Annotated in this window: 11 protein-coding genes; 9 read left to right on the forward strand and 2 right to left on the reverse strand. The window is 62.7% G+C overall.

Annotated features, from left to right (window positions below):
• The first annotated feature begins 2 nt into the window (after nucleotides 1-2).
• Nucleotides 3-1289 (forward strand): 3-deoxy-manno-octulosonate cytidylyltransferase, encoded by a 1287-nt coding sequence (kdsB, locus tag QMK50_RS04515; RefSeq protein ID WP_159996986.1) that lies wholly within the window; start codon nucleotides 3-5, stop codon nucleotides 1287-1289.
• 152 nt (nucleotides 1290-1441) lie between these two features.
• On the opposite strand, the gene QMK50_RS04520 is transcribed toward kdsB, so the two are convergent.
• Entirely contained in the window at nucleotides 1442-2374 is a 933-nt protein-coding gene (locus QMK50_RS04520) for a KpsF/GutQ family sugar-phosphate isomerase (RefSeq protein ID WP_159996988.1), read from the reverse strand.
• A gap of 238 nt (nucleotides 2375-2612) precedes the next feature.
• Here QMK50_RS04520 and QMK50_RS04525 point away from each other — a divergent pair, with 238 nt between their 5' ends.
• From QMK50_RS04525 to QMK50_RS04560, 8 genes are all read left to right on the forward strand, one after another.
• Nucleotides 2613-3653, forward strand: a complete 1041-nt coding sequence (locus tag QMK50_RS04525; RefSeq protein WP_159996990.1) for a phosphotransferase — start codon at nucleotides 2613-2615, stop codon at nucleotides 3651-3653.
• Between the two features lie 186 nt (nucleotides 3654-3839).
• On the forward strand, nucleotides 3840-5861 hold the full coding sequence (locus tag QMK50_RS04530; RefSeq protein WP_320334492.1) for a capsular polysaccharide biosynthesis protein: 2022 nt from the start codon (nucleotides 3840-3842) through the stop codon (nucleotides 5859-5861).
• Entirely contained in the window at nucleotides 5801-7117 is a 1317-nt protein-coding gene (locus QMK50_RS04535) for a capsular biosynthesis protein (protein ID WP_320332629.1), read from the forward strand. Before QMK50_RS04530 ends, QMK50_RS04535 begins: the two co-directional genes overlap by 61 nt.
• On the forward strand, nucleotides 7114-7890 hold the full coding sequence (locus tag QMK50_RS04540) for an SDR family NAD(P)-dependent oxidoreductase (protein WP_320332630.1): 777 nt from the start codon (nucleotides 7114-7116) through the stop codon (nucleotides 7888-7890). Before QMK50_RS04535 ends, QMK50_RS04540 begins: the two co-directional genes overlap by 4 nt.
• Nucleotides 7891-7897: 7 nt before the next feature.
• Entirely contained in the window at nucleotides 7898-9409 is a 1512-nt protein-coding gene (locus tag QMK50_RS04545; RefSeq protein WP_320334493.1) for an LTA synthase family protein, read from the forward strand.
• Between the two features lie 4 nt (nucleotides 9410-9413).
• Nucleotides 9414-9992: a GNAT family N-acetyltransferase gene (locus tag QMK50_RS04550; RefSeq protein WP_320332631.1), complete on the forward strand. Its 579-nt coding sequence runs from the start codon at nucleotides 9414-9416 to the stop codon at nucleotides 9990-9992.
• A complete protein-coding gene (locus QMK50_RS04555; RefSeq protein WP_320332632.1) occupies nucleotides 9989-12115 on the forward strand; it encodes a capsular polysaccharide biosynthesis protein in 2127 nt (708 codons plus the stop codon). The genes QMK50_RS04550 and QMK50_RS04555 overlap by 4 nt, the downstream gene beginning before the upstream one ends.
• A 3-nt stretch (nucleotides 12116-12118) precedes the next feature.
• On the forward strand, nucleotides 12119-13162 hold the full coding sequence (locus tag QMK50_RS04560; RefSeq protein ID WP_320332633.1) for a phytanoyl-CoA dioxygenase family protein: 1044 nt from the start codon (nucleotides 12119-12121) through the stop codon (nucleotides 13160-13162).
• A 1872-nt stretch (nucleotides 13163-15034) separates the two neighbouring features.
• Here the strand turns inward: QMK50_RS04560 and QMK50_RS04565 are convergent.
• Nucleotides 15035-16387 carry an aminotransferase class I/II-fold pyridoxal phosphate-dependent enzyme gene (locus QMK50_RS04565; protein ID WP_320332634.1) on the reverse strand — a complete coding sequence of 451 codons (1353 nt, stop codon included), beginning with the start codon at nucleotides 16385-16387 and terminating at the stop codon, nucleotides 15035-15037.
• Nucleotides 16388-16408: the final 21 nt, after the last annotated feature.

The raw sequence follows: 16408 nt of genomic DNA on the forward strand, positions 1-16408 counted from the left end.
ACATGGCAAGTACAGAACAACGGGTCGCGATCGTCATTCCGGCCCGCTATGGCTCGACACGCCTGCCGGGCAAACCGCTGGCCGACATTGCCGGCAAGCCGATGGTGCAGCACGTTTACGAACGCGCCCTGCAAGTGGGCAATGCCCAGGTAGTGGTAGTAGCCACCGACGATGAGCGCGTCGCGCAAGCGGTGCGGGCTTTCGGCGGTGTATGTGTAATGACCTCGCCGGACCATCCGTCCGGCACCGACCGCCTGGCAGAAGTCATGGCCCAGGTCGACGCGGACATCTACATCAACCTGCAGGGTGATGAACCGCTGGTGCGTCCAGCCGACATCGAAGCCCTCGCGGCCGGCATGCTCGCCGATGCGCAGGTGAAGGTCGGCACCCTGTGCCACCCGATCGATGCGCACGAAGCCGGCAACCCCAACACCGTGAAAGTGGTGTTGGCCAACAACGGCAACGCCCTGTATTTCAGCCGCTCACCGATCCCCTACCCACGGGATGGCGAAGTTGCGCACTACCTCAAGCACGTAGGTGTGTATGGCTATCGTCGCGAAGTGCTGGCCGACTACAGCGGCTTGCCGCAACCGATGCTCGAGCACGCCGAGAAACTCGAACAACTGCGACTGATGGCGGCTGGTTACTGCATTCGTGCGTATCTGGTTGAACCGACCGGTCCGGGGGTCGATACACCGGAGTGCCTGGAGCAAGTGCGGGCAATCATGAGCGGCCAGGCGCCTGCGCCACAGCCGACCCTGAACGACGTGCGCCTGGTGATCACCGATGTCGATGGCGTACTGACCGATGGTGGCATCTATTACGACGCCACGGGTGAATGCCTGAAGCGCTTCCATGTGCGTGATGGCATGGGCATGCGCCTGCTCGAAGAGAACGGCGTACGGGTGGCGGTGCTGTCCGGCCGCGACTCGGCGACGCTGCGCAAGCGCGTGGCTGACCTGGGCATCACCCTCTGCCAGTTCGGCGTCAAGGACAAGCAGGCCGCCTGCAATCAACTGATGGCCGAGGCCGGCGTCAGCGCAGCGCACACTGCGTGCATCGGCGACGACTGCATCGACCTGCCGGCCTTTGCGGCCTGCGCCCTGTCCTTCGCAGTGGCTGACGCGCCGGTGTACGTGAAAGCCGCGGCCACCCACACGCTGAACGCAGCAGGCGGTACCGGCGCGTTCCGTGAAGTCGCGGACGCGATTCTGTTTGCCCAGGGCAAGGAGGCCGTACTCGGCACTGCGGCAGGTTATGCGCAGGTGATGGCGAAGATGGCGCAGTAGTGGATGGACTAGCTGGCGCGGGCGATCTGTTGGTCGCCTTCGCTGACTGAAACGAAAAAACGGTAGGAGCCACTAGCTCCTACCGTTTTTTTTGCTACCGAACATGGCAGCTCAGGGTCGTCTCGACCCCGAACTTTGCACCTGCAATACGATCAGTCGAAGATTTCGACCACGCCAACCACCGCGTTTTCGTGGTTGGTCACAGCCAGGGCACGGATCTTGTTATCAAGCATGTAGGCTTCGGCCTCGGCCAGCTGCGAATCATCCTTGATGGTGTGCGGCTTGGGGGTCATGAAGTGAGCGACGGTGGTGTGGATTACCCCTTCGTCTTCCAGCAGCGCACGACGCAAGTCGCCGTCGGTAACGATGCCGACCAGAACACCGTCGTCCATCACAACCGTCAGGCCCATGCGGCTTTGGGTCATGACCATCAGGCAGTCGTGGAAACTGGTGGCCGGCGTCACGATCGGTGCCGGTGTGTGCATCACGTCGCTGACGCGGGTCAGCAGTTTACGTCCCAGGCTGCCGCCCGGGTGGTAGCGTGCGAAGTCCATCGGTTTGAATTGCAGGGCCTCGATCAAGGCCACTGCCAGGGCGTCACCCATGGCCATGGTCGCCAGGGTCGAGGTGGTCGGCGCCAGGTTGTTCGGGCACACTTCGCGCTCGACGGAGATATCCAGCCAGATATCGGCGTGCTTGGCCAACGTCGATTTACCGTTGCCGGTCATCGCGATGATTTTGTTGCCGAAGGACTTCAGGCTAGGGATCAGCTTGATCACTTCTTCGGTTTCGCCGCTGTAGCTGATCAGGATCAGCACGTCGATCGGCTTGAGCATGCCCAGGTCGCCGTGGAAGGCTTCGGCTGGATGCAGGAAGAAGCTCGGGGTGCCGGTGGAGGCGAAGGTGGCAACCATTTTTTGCCCGATCAGGCCGGATTTGCCCATGCCACAGACCACAGCACGACCTTTGCAACCGAAGATCAGCTCGACGGCATTCTGGAACTCACCATCCAGGCGAGCGGCCATCTGAGTGACGGCCTGCGCCTGGGCGATAAGGGCTTCTTTAGCGATAGCGAGGTGATTCATGTTTGACTTTCGTCCCTGAAAACAACGTAGTGTTAAGCGGCGAATTTTAAGGTCTTTGCAACATTTAGCAAAGTCCCAATCCTGCACGCAGAGGATTTTAACCGGTTTAATGCCGCCTCGAGCCACGGCAGCGGCGTTTTTAGTAAACTTTTCGTTGAATCAGTGATCTGTATCACGCAGCATATTGTTACCAAAACCGCTACAAATCGGACATACGGCACTTGCCTAAGTTGAAGTCATGAATCTGGATCTACACCCCCTGCAAGGCCGCAGAATCATCTACCGTTGGCAACAAGGCACCCTGCAACAGCACTTACGCGCCTTGCTGCCCCACTGGGGCAATGAGCCACTTTCCATTAGCAGTCAGGACCTGGACTCCAACGCCTCCTTCGTCAATTACGTGCGCCATCATCGCCTGGTGGATCCAAGCAATGGTCAGACCTTGGATCTGGTGGAAAAGTCCATTCGCAAAGTGGCTTTTATTGGCAGTCAGGAAGCGCGCTTCTATCGCACCGGGGAGATGCTCGAGGGCAGCGAACATTTTCAGTACCCGGCCTGCCTGGGGGTAATCGAAACCCCGTGGGAAAGCTTGATCTTCACTGACTTCGTCATTGGCAAACCGCCGCGCATGCACGCGATCGCTCCCCAACTGGCGCTGGGCATCGCTGAACTGGAAAGCCTCAGTCACCGCTTTCTCGATTCTCGTCCAGTGCATCAGGCGCCCCTGTACTGGAGCATGGACTTCTACCGCCCGTGGTTCCTGCTGCGCCCGCGCTTCAACTTCGCCCGCTGCCTGCCCGAGCTCGAACGCCTGGCGCAGAGCGATGAGCGCTTCGCCGGCCTGGCCGATTCATTCAAGGCTTTCGAGCCCGAGTTGGCCCGCCTTGGTCGAGCCGCACGTCGTAGCCCACGCTGCATCAGTCACATGGACTATCTGCGTAAAAACTTGTTCGTCGATGGCGCAAAACTGCAATTGATCGACTGGAGCGAGGTCAAGGTCGGGCGCGTGGGTTTCGATGGCGGAGCCTACCTGGGGAGCTTGTTCCGGCGTAAGGACATGACATTGTTTCTTACCGCACAAAAGCAGTTCATCGAGACTTATCGCAAAGCATTACCGGCAGAGTTCGATACCGACGATGCGCTGCGTAATCTGCACTACATGTTCCTGCTTAATGCACTCTTCCATTGCCTGCGCCCGGAGACTATCGCCGAGTACCAGGACAAGGAACGCATGCCCCTGCTTCGGCAGAAATATGATTACTTACTCAGCTTGCTCTAACGCCGCGGAGAAAATGATGGCACACTGTCATCAATGATTTTGTTGATCTTTACTACGTATTCGTCCGAAAGACCGTTCTCCAATTATTAAATTGTATTAACATCCTCGCGATATTTGTTAACGGTGGAAACCTCCAGCGTTAACACCTCCACGGCACACACTCGAATGGATCTGCGCTTCACGTTTATGGATGACGTTTCTCCACGCCCGCGTTTGTTGGTCCTCTCCAAGGGTGCCCAACGCATCGTCACGCTGCCCTCGTTGCTGCCCGATTACGCGCTGCATAACGGGAGCGTGGGCGACATTAACCAGGTCGACTGTGTCATGGCCTGGGGCCGTAAACCCAGTGCATTGAAGGCTATTTCCCACGCCGCACAAGCGAACTTGCCGATCCTGACGTTGGAAGATGGCTTCATTCGTTCGGTGGGCCTGGGTGCCGATGAGCCACCACTCTCCCTGGTTGTCGACGACATGGGCGTCTACTACGATGCCAACGCGCCTTCACGACTCGAGCAACTTATCGCCGAACCACTGAGTGGCGCCCAGACCGAGCGAGCCCTCGCGCTGCAACAGCTGTGGCAACAGCAGCGAGTGTCAAAATACAACGACGCGCGTATCACCCACCCCGAACTGCCAGCCGATTGCGTACTGGTGGCCGACCAGACTTTCGCCGATGCGTCCCTGCAAGGGGCCACTGCGGCCGATTTCAGCGCCATGCTCGAAGCCGCCCTGGCGCGCTACCCCGCCAGCACCATTGTGCTCAAGGTCCACCCGGATGTGATCGCCGGGCGCAAGCGCGGGCATTTCGACCTCGCAGCCCTGGCCAACCACCCGCGAGTGCAGGTGTTGGTACAGAATGTCCATCCCGCCGAACTGCTGCCACACATGCGCGCGGTGTATGTGATGACTTCGCAGCTGGGCTTCGATGCCCTGCTGTGGAATGTCCCCGTGCACACCTGGGGCATGCCGTTCTACGCCGGCTGGGGGCTGACCGAGGATCGTCTGCCTGCACCGTCACGGCGCCAACCCGCCAGCCTTGCGCAGTTGATACACGCCAGCCTGGTGCGTTATCCGCGCTATGTCAGCCCCGAAACCGGTCAGCCCTGTACACCAGAAGTGCTGATGAATTGGCTCGGGCTGCAGCGTCGCCAGCGCAGTGCGCTGCCGGAGTCCGTGCAGATGCTGGGCTTCAGTCGCTGGAAAGAGCCACTGGTTAAGCTGTTCTTCAATGGTTGTGCCATTCAGTTCGTCAACCCCGCACAACCATTGGACGCCGCTCTCCCAGTGGTGTCCTGGGGCTGTAAGCATGACAGCGACCTGACGCGACATGCGCAATTGGTCAGCCGGGTAGAGGACGGATTCCTGCGCTCGGTCGGCCTCGGCGCCGGCAAGGCCCGCCCGCTGTCGTGGGTCGTCGATGACCTGGGCATCTATTACGACGCCACGCGCACCTCGCGCCTGGAACACATCTTGCTCAATAAGTCCTTTGACCCAGCGCTGGTAGCCCGGGCGCGAGCCCTGCGCGAAGCCATCTGCCACGCCGGGCTGACCAAATACAACTTGCCTGGCAACGCCTGGCAACGCCCCACCGCGGCACAACGAGTGATCCTGGTAACCGGCCAGGTTGAGGGCGATGCGTCTATCCGTTTTGGAGCAAACCGCATCCGCAGCAACCTGCAATTATTGCAGGCGGTACGCGAGCAGAACCCCGGTGCCTGGGTGCTCTACAAGCCGCACCCCGAAGTACTGGCTGGCACCCGCGCCCGAGGCGACGACGAGGCGCAGACCGTCAACTGGTGCGACGAAGTGATCGGCGATACACCGTTGCAACAATTGCTGGAGTTGGTCGACGAAGTTCACGTCCTGACCTCGCAATCGGGCTTCGAAGCCTTGCTGCGCGGCGTACCGGTGACCACCTACGGCCAGCCGTTCTATGCCGGCTGGGGGTTGACCCAAGATCAGGACCTGCAACCCGAAGTACAGGCCAGGCGCATGCGCCGCTTGGACCTCGACGAACTGGTGGCCGGCACCTTGCTGCTCTACCCCACCTATGTCAGCCGCATCACCAACCGCTTTACCACTGCAGAACAGACTCTTTACGAATTACAGAATTGGCATGCTTTACCGCAGCCAGGAGCACCATCCAGATGGCAGGAATTGAAACAGCGCTTGAGCAGTTTATTGGGCATCAGTCGCCTGAGAAGCTGAAGGCGCGGGCGCCCGATCGCCCTCTTCCGCCTCAGCCACACAACAGCTTCTTGTTCCTGCAGGGCGTCAGCTCGCCGTTCTTCGCGCGACTGGCGAAGGCCTTGCGGGCGATCGACCAGCGGGTGCACAGCATCAATTTCAACGTCGGTGATGTGCTGTATAGCGCCGGCTCGCGCCATGGTTTTTCGGCGCGCCCAGAAGAGCTCGAGGCGTTCTATAGCCAACGGTTTCGCGACCTGGACATCACCGACCTGGTACTGTTTGGCGACTGCCGCCCGGTACATCGCCCGGCCATCGCCCTGGCTCGCCGCCTGGGCATTCGTGTGCACGTGTTCGAAGAAGGCTACTTCCGGCCCTACTGGATCACCCTTGAGCGCGACGGAGTCAACAACAACTCCCTGCTGCCCCGGGACCCGGATTGGTACCGTGAAGTCGGCAAGCACGTACCGCGTTATGACAATGGCAACCCGTTCAAATTGTCGTTCGTCTCCCGCGCCGCACACGATGTGGCCTACCACTGCGGCGGCGCACTGAACAAACTGTGCTTCCCGCATTACCGCACCCACGCGCCCTTCAATGCCGCCAAGGAGTACGCCGGTTTCATTCGCCAGGGCGTGCGCCTGCTGTTCGCCGGCCGACGTGACGACGCGCTGGTGACCGAAGTGGCGCGTGAACGCCACCCGACCTTTTTGCTGCCGCTGCAACTGGACAGTGATGCGCAAATCAAGGATCACTCGGCGTTCGCCAACATGTTCGAAGTCATCGACCATGTCATTGCTTCGTTCGCTGCCTTTGCCCCAGGCGAGGCCCGCTTGCTGGTGAAAAACCATCCGCTGACCCCGGGCCTGGTGAACTATCACCGCATTACCCAGGCGCTGGCCAAGCAGTATGGCGTAGCCGACCGGGTCGACTTCCTGCAGAGCGGGCACATGCCGACGCTGCTATCACACATCGCCGGGATGATCACGGTCAACAGCACCGCTGGCGCCTCGGCACTGCTGCACAAACGCCCGACCTACACCCTCGCCAACCCGATCTACGCCATGCCGGGGCTGACCCAACAGGGCAGCCTCGACGACTTCTGGCGACATCGCGAAGCGCCGGACATGGCGCTGTTCCGGGATTTTCGCAATAGCGTGATCCACACCACCCAGATCAATGGCGGCTTCTACACCGGCTGCGGGATCGACATGGCGGTGAACAACTGCCTGGACGTGTTGCTGGCTAAAACTTCGAGAATCGAAAACTTCCTATGACGCACCCGTCTGCACCCCGCTGCATCCTCATCACCGGCGCCACGGGCGGCATCGGCGGCGCCCTGGCACCTGCCTACGCCGCGCCGGGCGTGACTTTGATCCTGCAAGGCCGGCGCATGGACCGCCTTGAGGAGATGGCCAGCGAATGCCGCGCCCTCGGTGCCCGAGTATTGCTCGAAGCCCTCGACGTACGGGATCTGGACGCCTTGCGTGCCATGGTCCGGCGGGTCAGCGAGGCCGAGCAGCCAGACCTGGTGCTGGTCGGTGCTGGCCTCAACACTGCCGTTGGCAGCAACGGCGAGGCCGAGTGCTGGGACGACAGCCGTGCCCTGTTGGAAGTCAACGTAATGGCCGCCCTGGCCACCGTGGAGGCAGCGTTGCCGGCCATGCGTGCGCGCAGCAATGGGCAGATCGCCCTGTTCAGCTCACTGGCCGGCTGGCGCGGCTTGCCGGTCACTCCGACCTACAGCGCCAGCAAGGCGGCGATTCGGGTCTACGGCGAGGCGATCCGCGATTGGCTGGCGCCGGAAGGGGTGAAGATCAACGTGATCCTGCCGGGTTATGTCGAATCGAAAATGTGCTTCGAGATGCCCGGCCCCAAACCGTTCCTGTGGACCGCCGAAAAAGCCGCGCGACGCATCAAGCGCGGCCTGGCCGCCAATCAGGGGCGCATCAGCTTCCCGTTTCCGCTGAACCTCGGCACCTGGTTGCTGGGGGTGATTCCCCAGCGCCTTTCTTCGTTCATCCTGCGTGGTCTGAATTACAGTGAGTGAATTGTCCATCCTCCAGGCTGCGGTTATCGGCCTGCTCCTCACCGTGCTCATCGAACGCTTGCTGGTCCCGCGCCCGAACCTGCGCCGCCCGCTGAACAACTGGTGGTTGCACGCCGGCTTGTGGTGCGTGTGCCTGGCCGTGCTCTACGCACTGACCGCTCGCCCGCTGTTCAGCGCAATCAACGTGCTGCTGCTGTGGCTGCTGATCGTGATGGTCAGCAACGCCAAATACCACTCCCTGCGCGAGCCGTTCGTGTGCGCTGACTTCGAGTATTTCAGCGATGCCGTGCGCTTCCCGCGGCTGTACCTGCCGTTCTTCGGTTTCGGCAAGGCGGCGCTGCTGGCGGTCGGTTTCCTGGTGTACCTGTGGGCCGGATTGACCTTCGAGCCCGAAGTTGCCGGGGGCCGCAGCAGCGCACTGTGGCTTGGCCTGGCCGGCTTGCTCCTGTTGCGTCTCGGCCACCGCCGCCGCACTACACCGACCTTCGACGCCGAAGCCGATGTGCAGCGCTGGGGCCTGGCAGGCAGCCTATGGGGTTACTTCTGGGCCGCCCGTGTCACAGTCGATCCAACCACCCTGGGTTCGCCATTCAGCAAAGCCCCCTCGCACACACCAGCGGCCACCCTGCCCGACCTGGTATCGGTGCAGAGTGAATCTTTTTTTGACGTACGCGACCTGTGGCCCGGAGTGAAAACCCAGGTGCTCAGCGAATACGACCGCCTTGCCGCGCAAGCACTGGCGCGGGGCAAGCTGCAAGTGGCCGCCTGGGGCGCCAATACCGTGCGCACCGAATTTGCCTACCTGACCGGCATTCCCGGCGACCGCCTCGGTGTACACCGCTTCAATCCGTACCGGGTGCTCGCCCGTCAGGGCTTGCCGAGTATCGCAGCACACCTCAAGGCGCAGGGCTATCGCACCATCTGCGTACACCCCTACGACGGCAGTTTCTATGGCCGCAACCAAGTGCTGCCCGCCCTGGGTTTCGACGAATTCATCGATGTGCGCGCCTTCAACGATTCGCAAAAGGCCGGGCCGTTCATTGGCGATTGCGCGGTGGCGGAGAAGATCCGTGAACTGCTCGATGACCCGACTCGTACCCAGCCCCTGTTCATCCACGCAGTGACCATGGAAAACCACGGACCGCTGCACCTGGAAACCGTCGACGCCAGCGAACTGCCGAACTGGTTCGACCGTCCGCTGCTGACCGGCATGGACGACCTCGCGCCCTACCTGCGGCACATCAGCAACGCCGACCGCATGCTCGGGCAACTGCGCACCACCTTGCTCGAACAGCCGCGCGAGGCGTTGCTGTGTTTCTTCGGCGACCACGTGCCGATCCTGCCCAACGTCTACCAGGCAGTAGGCGCGCCAGTGGGCGACACCGACTACCTGATCTGGTCCAACCGTCACCAGCCCGGTGCCAGCCCCTGTCCGATCCGCGTCGAGGCGCTGTCCAGCCAACTGCTCGCCTGCGCCCATCCAGCGCGCACGCCGACAGCTGCAGCGCAGGTGCTCTGAGGTCGTGGCCAAGATTGTACTGGGCAGCGACCTGACACCTGAGGCGCTGGCGGATCCGCAACTGGCGCGCCTGGTCACGGGCGGGCGCGGCTCCCTGGCATTCCTGATCGGTGACAACGCCTGCCGCGAGCGGCTGCTCGGCCCCAGCATTCACTGGGACCGCGTGCTGCTGGCCTTTGAAGACGGTATCGCCGTCGGCTATGTCGCGTTCAAGCATCACCAGCGCGGCCCCTTCGCACTGCGCCCGCAACCCTTTGTCCGTGAGTTCGGCTGGCTGATGGGCTGGCTGCGGTTTGGCGGATTCTGCTTGAGCGAACTGCGCGAGTGGCGCTATCCATTCCTGTTGTACGGCCTGCGCGTGAGCAAGACGGCACGTAACCACGGCGTCGGCTCGGCGCTGGTCCAGGCCTGCTGCCAACAGGCGGCGGCCAGTGGTTTTCAGGAGGTGTTCCTGGAAGTGCCGCTGGACAACGATCGAGCCCGCGCGCTCTACCTGCATAACGGTTTCCGCCTGCTGCGCAAGCGCTGGGTGCCCTGGCCGCCGGTGCGCTGCATGCAGCGGCGCCTGGAGGCAATCCATTGAACGGCCTCGAATCGCCACCGATCAATCTCACGCCGCTAGTGGAAGGCCCAGGCTGGGTCGGCATCATGCAGCAGTGGGTGGCCTGGAACGTCCTGCACCTACCACAATTTCTCGGCCCAGAAGGCTCGCCCTTCTGGTTGTGGCGCCGTGGGCGGCACGCGCCCAAAGGCCTGAAGGCGATTGCCGGGATCGGCTACAAGGACTCCTCGGCCCAGGCGCGAGTGCTGTGCAAGCGCTGGGGCCTGCCCTACATCGCCATCGAGGACGGCTTCCTGCGCTCCTCATCGCTGGGCATCGAGGGCGACACGCCGATGTCGCTGGTGGTCGACCCGGTGGGCATCCACTACCTGGCCGACCGCCCTTCGCTGCTGGAAAACATCCTCCAGGACCCCGCCAGCCTGACCGCGGGCGAACTGGACAGCGCGCGCCAGTTGATCGCCCTGATGCGCAGCAGCGGCATCGGCAAATACAACAATGCCCCGGACCTCGACCCCAATGACCCCTTGGGCCGCGAGCGTCCATTGGTGTTGGTGGTGGACCAGACTGCCGGCGACTATTCGATCCCCGGTGGCGGTTTGTGCGAGGCCGACTATGTGCGCATGCTCGACGCAGCCATCGCGGAAAACCCCGACGCCGAGGTGCGCGTGCGCATTCATCCGGATTGCGTCGGCGGCCAAAAACCCAGCTGCCTGTTGGCTGCCGCCACCGAGCGTGGCGTCACTCTGGAAGCGCGCCCGGTGTCCTGGGCCTCGTTGGCTCGGCGTGCCCGGCGGGTCTACATCGGCACCAGCCAGGCAGGATTGGAAGCCTTGATCCAGGGTGTGCCGGTGACCTGCTTCGGCCTGCCGTTCTATGCTGGCTGGGGCCTGACTGACGACCGCATGCCGATTGCCCGGCGTCAGGCGCAACCGGACTTGGTGCAACTGGTGGCCGCGGCCTATGTGCGCTACTGCCGCTACGTCGACCCGTTGACCAGCCAGCCCACCGACGCCCTGACCGTGGCCCATCAACTGGCGCGCCAGAAGGCCCGGGACAGCGAGTTTGCCGGGGACTTCACGGTATTGGGGGTCAAGCGTCACAAACAGCACAACGTCCGACGCTTTTTCAGCAGCCGCTGGGGCCGCCTGGAGTTCGCCGAAGACCGCCCGGCGCTGGTCGCGGAAGTCGCGGCCAAAGGCGGCAAGCTGCTGGTCTGGGCGGCGCGTGAGCCAGCCGATCTCAAGGCTCGTGCCAACAGCCATGGGGTCGCTCTGTGGCGGATTGAAGACGGTTTTCTACGCTCCAACGGGCTCGGCGCACTGAATGCACCCGCCCTGTCACTGGTGCTCGACCGCAGCGGCATGCACTTCGATGCCAGCGCCAGCAACGACCTGGAGTCGCTGCTCGAGCACGGCGAGTTCGATGCGGCCACGCTGGCCGAGGCGGCGCGTCTGCGCGAGCGGATCGTGACCCTGGGGGCCAGCAAGTTCAACCTCAAGAGTGACCTGGCCGCTCAGGTCGGCGCGCGTGCCGGCCAGCGCCGGATCCTGGTGCCCGGCCAAGTGGAGGACGATGCCTCGCTGCGCTGCAGTGGCGGCACCTTGCAGGACAATTTCGAGCTGCTGAAACAGGTCCGCCGCAACGCTCCCGATGCCTGGATCGTCTACAAACCGCACCCGGATGTCGAAGCCGGCAAGCGCCATGGCGCGGTGTCGGCCGATCGCCTGCTGGGCCTGGCAGACCAGGTGCTGCCGGGGATCGATATCGCCCGTCTGTATGGGCAGGTCGATGAAGTGCACACCCTCAGTTCCACCGCCGGTTTCGAAGCGTTACTGCGTGGCCTCACGGTAGTCACCTACGGCACCCCGTTTTATGCTGGTTGGGGCCTGACCCGTGACCAGCAACCTTTGCCGCGCCGCACCCGGCGCCTGACCCTGGATCAGTTGGTAGCCGGCGCCCTGTTGCGCTATGCGCGCTATGCCGACCTCCAGCAAGCTTTGCCCTGCGATGCCTGGCATGCCCTGACATGCCTGTCGACCCCGAGGCCGCCGCGCCTGACGCTCCCTGCGCGTCTGCTGCCGCTGCGCAACTACACCCGGACCATGCTCGGCTGCGACCGTGCAGCGGTCCCACTCAAGGATTAGACCATGCCTGCATCACTCAAGGATCTCGGCCGCTATGCGGCACTCCCCTGGCATTGCCTGCAATTGCTGACCCATGCCAAATCGTTCGAGAACAACCCGGTACTGGGCAGCGCCCGGCTCAACGCCCTGGGCTTGCACGTACAGCGCCGACAACTGGCCATGGGCATGGCCGCGATGCGGCGCCGGGCCCTGGCACCACGGCTGGACAGCGCAGAACTGGAGAGTTTCGAGGAGCAGGGGTTTTTCGTGCGCGAGAACGCCCTGCCCGCCGAGCAGTTTGCGGCCTTGCGCGCCGAACTGGGCGACCTGCGCAGTACTGGCTGGGAAATGCGCCAAGGCAAGGCGGTGACCCGGCGGGTCAGCCTCGACCAGGACGTGCTGGCGAAAAACCCGGCCAGCGCCGCCTTTGTCGCCGACCGTAGCGTGCGCGACCTGATTGCGTATGCCTCGTCGAACACCGGCGGGATCACCTATCAATTGCAGTCGATCGTGATCGATGGCGTGAACGCCGAGCAGGACCCGCAAACCCGCCTGCACGCCGACACCTTCCACCCAACGGCCAAGGCCTGGCTGTTTCTCGATGACGTGGCCGACGATCAAGGGCCGTTCAGTTACGTACCTGGCTCCCACCGGCTGACGCCGGAGCGTCTGGCCTGGGAGTATCGCCAAAGCCTCGGTGCGGCACGCTCCCACGAGCAGATGCACCGCGAGGGCTCGTTCCGTATTCATGAGCACGAACTTGCGGAACTGGGTTTGCCGGCACCTCGACGTTTCTCGGTCCCGGCCAACACCCTGGTGGTGGCCGACACCTCGGGCTTCCACGCCCGCTGCCCGAGCTTGCGCCCTAGCCATCGCGTGGAAATCTACGCCAGCCTGCGCCGCAACCCATTCATCCCCTGGCGCGGCGCCCACCTGTTCGCCCTGCCCTGGATCGCCAACCACCACATGCGCTGGGACATCCGCCTCAAGCGCATGATGGGCTTCGACAAACGCAGCCACTGGCGCTTCATCGAACAACTCAACGCCTACGAAAAGCCGTACATCTGAGACAGCGGCTTGCAAGGCTTGCCCGCGGCGCTCTCCAGACCATCGCGAGCAAGCCGCAAGCGGGCGCTCGCTCCTACAGTGGTTCTGGGTGTTCGCAAATTTTGCTTACACCCACCAGACCTGTGGGAGCGGGCTTGCCCGCGATGGCGGTATGTCAGCCACCATCAATGTTGAATGAGCCGGCCTCATCGCGAGCAAGCTCGCTCCCACAGTGGTTCTGGGCGTTCGAAAATTTTGCATACACCCACCAGACCTGTGGGAGCGGGCTTGCCCGCGATGGCGGTATGTCAGCCACCATCAATGTTGAATGAGCCGGCCTCATCGCGGGCAAGCCCGCTCCCACAGTGGTTCTGGGTGTTCGCAAATTTTGCTTACACCCACCAGACCTGTGGGAGCGGGCTTGCCCGCGATGGCGGTATGTCAGCCACCATCAATGTTGAATGAGCCGGCCTCATCGCGGGCAAGCCCGCTCCCACAGTGGTTCTGGGTGTTCGCAAATTTTGCTTACACCCACCAGACCTGTGGGAGCGGGCTTGCCCGCGATGGCGGTGTGTCAGGCAGCATCGATGTTGACTGTGCTGGCCTCATCGCGGGCAAGCCCGCTCCCACAGTGGTTCTGGGTGTTCGAAAATTTTGCATACACCCACCAGACCTGTGGGAGCGGGCTTGCCCGCGATGGCGGTGTCAGGCAACATCGATGTTGACTGTGCTGGCCTCATCGCGGGCAAGCCCGCTCCCACAGTGGTTCTGGGTGTTCGCAAATTTTGCTTACACCCACCAGACCTGTGGGAGCGGGCTTGCCCGCGATGGCGGTGTGTCAGCCACCATCAATGTTGAATGAGCCGGCCTCATCGCGAGCAAGCTCGCTCCCCAGTGGTTCTGGGTGTTCGCAAATTTTGCTTACACCCACCAGACCTGTGGGAGCGGGCTTGCCCGCGATGGCGGGTGGTGTCAGGCAGCATCGATGTTGACTGTGCTGGCCTCATCGCGGGCAAGCCCGCTCCCACAGTGGTTCTGGGTGTTCGCAAATTTTGCTTACACCCACCAGACCTGTGGGAGCGGGCTTGCCCGCGATGGCGGTATGTCAGCCACCATCAATGTTGAATGAGCCGGCCCCATCGCGGGCAAGCCCGCTCCCACAGTGGTTCTGGGTGTTCGCAAATTTTGCTTACACCCACCAGACCTGTGGGAGCGGGCTTGCCCGCGATGGCGGTGTGTCAGGCAGCATCGATGTTGACTGTGCTGGCCTCATCGCGGGCAAGCCCGCTCCCACAGTGGTTCTGGGCGTTCGAAAATTTTGCATACACCCACCAGACCTGTGGGAGCGGGCTTGCCCGCGATGGCGGTATGTCAGCCACCATCAATGTTGAATGAGCCGGCCTCATCGCGGGCAAGCCCGCTCCCACAGTGGTTCTGGGTGTTCGCAAATTTTGCTTACACCCACCAGACCTGTGGGAGCGGGCTTGCCCGCGATGGCGGTATGTCAGGCAGCATCGATGTTGACTGTGCTGGCCTCTTCGCGGGCAAGCCCGCTCCCACAGTGGTTCTGGGTGTTCGAAAATTTTGCATACACCCACCAGACCTGTGGGAGCGGGCTTGCCCGCGATGGCGGTGTGTCAGGCAGCATCGATGTTGACTGTGCTGGCCTCATCGCGGGCAAGCCCGCTCCCACAGTGGTTCTGGGTGTTCGAAAATTTTGCATACACCCACCAGACCTGTGGGAGCGGGCTTGCCCGCGATGGCGGTATGTCAGCCACCATCAATGTTGAATGAGCCCGCTCCCACAGTGGTTCTGGGCGTTCGAAAATTTTGCATACACCCACCAGACCTGTGGGAGCGGGCTTGCCCGCGATGGCGGTGAGCCGCCTGGGCTCAACCAATCTTGGCCAACTCTTCGGCAACTATGGCCACGGTCTGGATGATTTGCTCTTCCGTGTGCTCACACGAGACAAAGAAGCGCACCCGTGCGACGTGCTCGGGAACTGCCGGGTAGAGGATCGGCTGGGCATTGATGCCGCGGTCGAACAAGGCGCTGGACAGCCGTCCGGCCTTGAATGAACTGCCGGTGATCACCGGGATCACGGCCAGGCCGCTGCTGGTGGCGGTGTTCAGGCCGGCGGCCTTGGCCAGGCGCAGGAACAACTCACCTCGCGCCTGCACCGTCCGCACCCGCTCACCGTCGTTGGCCAGGCAACGCAACGCCGCCAGTGCCGAGGCCGTCACCGAAGGCGGCATGCCGACGCTGTAGAGGAAACCCGGGGCGAGGAACTTCAGGTGCTCGACCAGCGCCGTGCTGCCGGCAATATAGCCACCGCAACTGGCGAGGGTCTTGCTCAGCGTGCCCATCCAGATATCGACGTCATCACCGGCCAGGTCGAAGTGCTCGCGAATACCTTTGCCGGTCGCCCCCATCACGCCCAGCGAATGCGCCTCATCGACCATCAGGAAGATTTTGTGCTTGCGCTTGAGTTCGACGAAGCGCGGCAGGTCCGGGTAGTCGCCGTCCATGCTGTAGATGCCTTCGACCACCACCAGCACCCGCTCGAAGTGCTGACGCTGCTCACCGAGGATCCGGTCCAGGGCCTGCCAGTCGTTGTGGGCGAAGCTCAGGCGTCGCGCACCGGACAACTGGATGCCTTGCAGGACACTGTTGTGGATCAGCTCGTCGTGCAGCACCAGGTCACGGGGGCCGAACAGATGGCCGATGGTAGTGACGTTGGTGGCATGGCCGCTGACGAACACAATGGCGTCGTCGACCTCATACAGATTGGCCAGCTCACGCTCCAGCTCGCGGTGCAGCGGACGATCACCGGACACCAGCCGGCTGGCCGAGACCGAGGTGCCGTAACGGTCGATGGCGGCCTTGGCCGCTTCGGCCACCGCCGGGTGACCGGAGTAGCCGAGGTAGTTGTAGCTGGCGAAGTTGACGTATTCGCGGGCACCAATGCGGGTCTCGGCGCCCGCCAGGCCTTCGTGCAAACGAAAGAACGGGCTGCTCAGACCCAGGCGCGCCGCACCCTGCTGCATCACACGCAACTGCTGATAACCGGGGTGCTGGTCGAAACGATAAAACGCTTCAGGCACTTTCAGCGCCGCCTGTTGCGCCTGCTCCAGGGTGGCACCGCCGGCCGCGTCGCCCGCCTCGCTGCGACGGCGCTCCAGCGCTTGCTGGATCAACCGTTGCTTGATTCCGACACTCAGGCCGGTGGGCGTTTTTGCAGTCATCGCACTATCACTCAATCAAAC

The sequence above is a fragment of the Pseudomonas sp. P5_152 genome, from assembly GCF_033989915.1.
Classification (GTDB): Bacteria; Pseudomonadota; Gammaproteobacteria; order Pseudomonadales; family Pseudomonadaceae; genus Aquipseudomonas.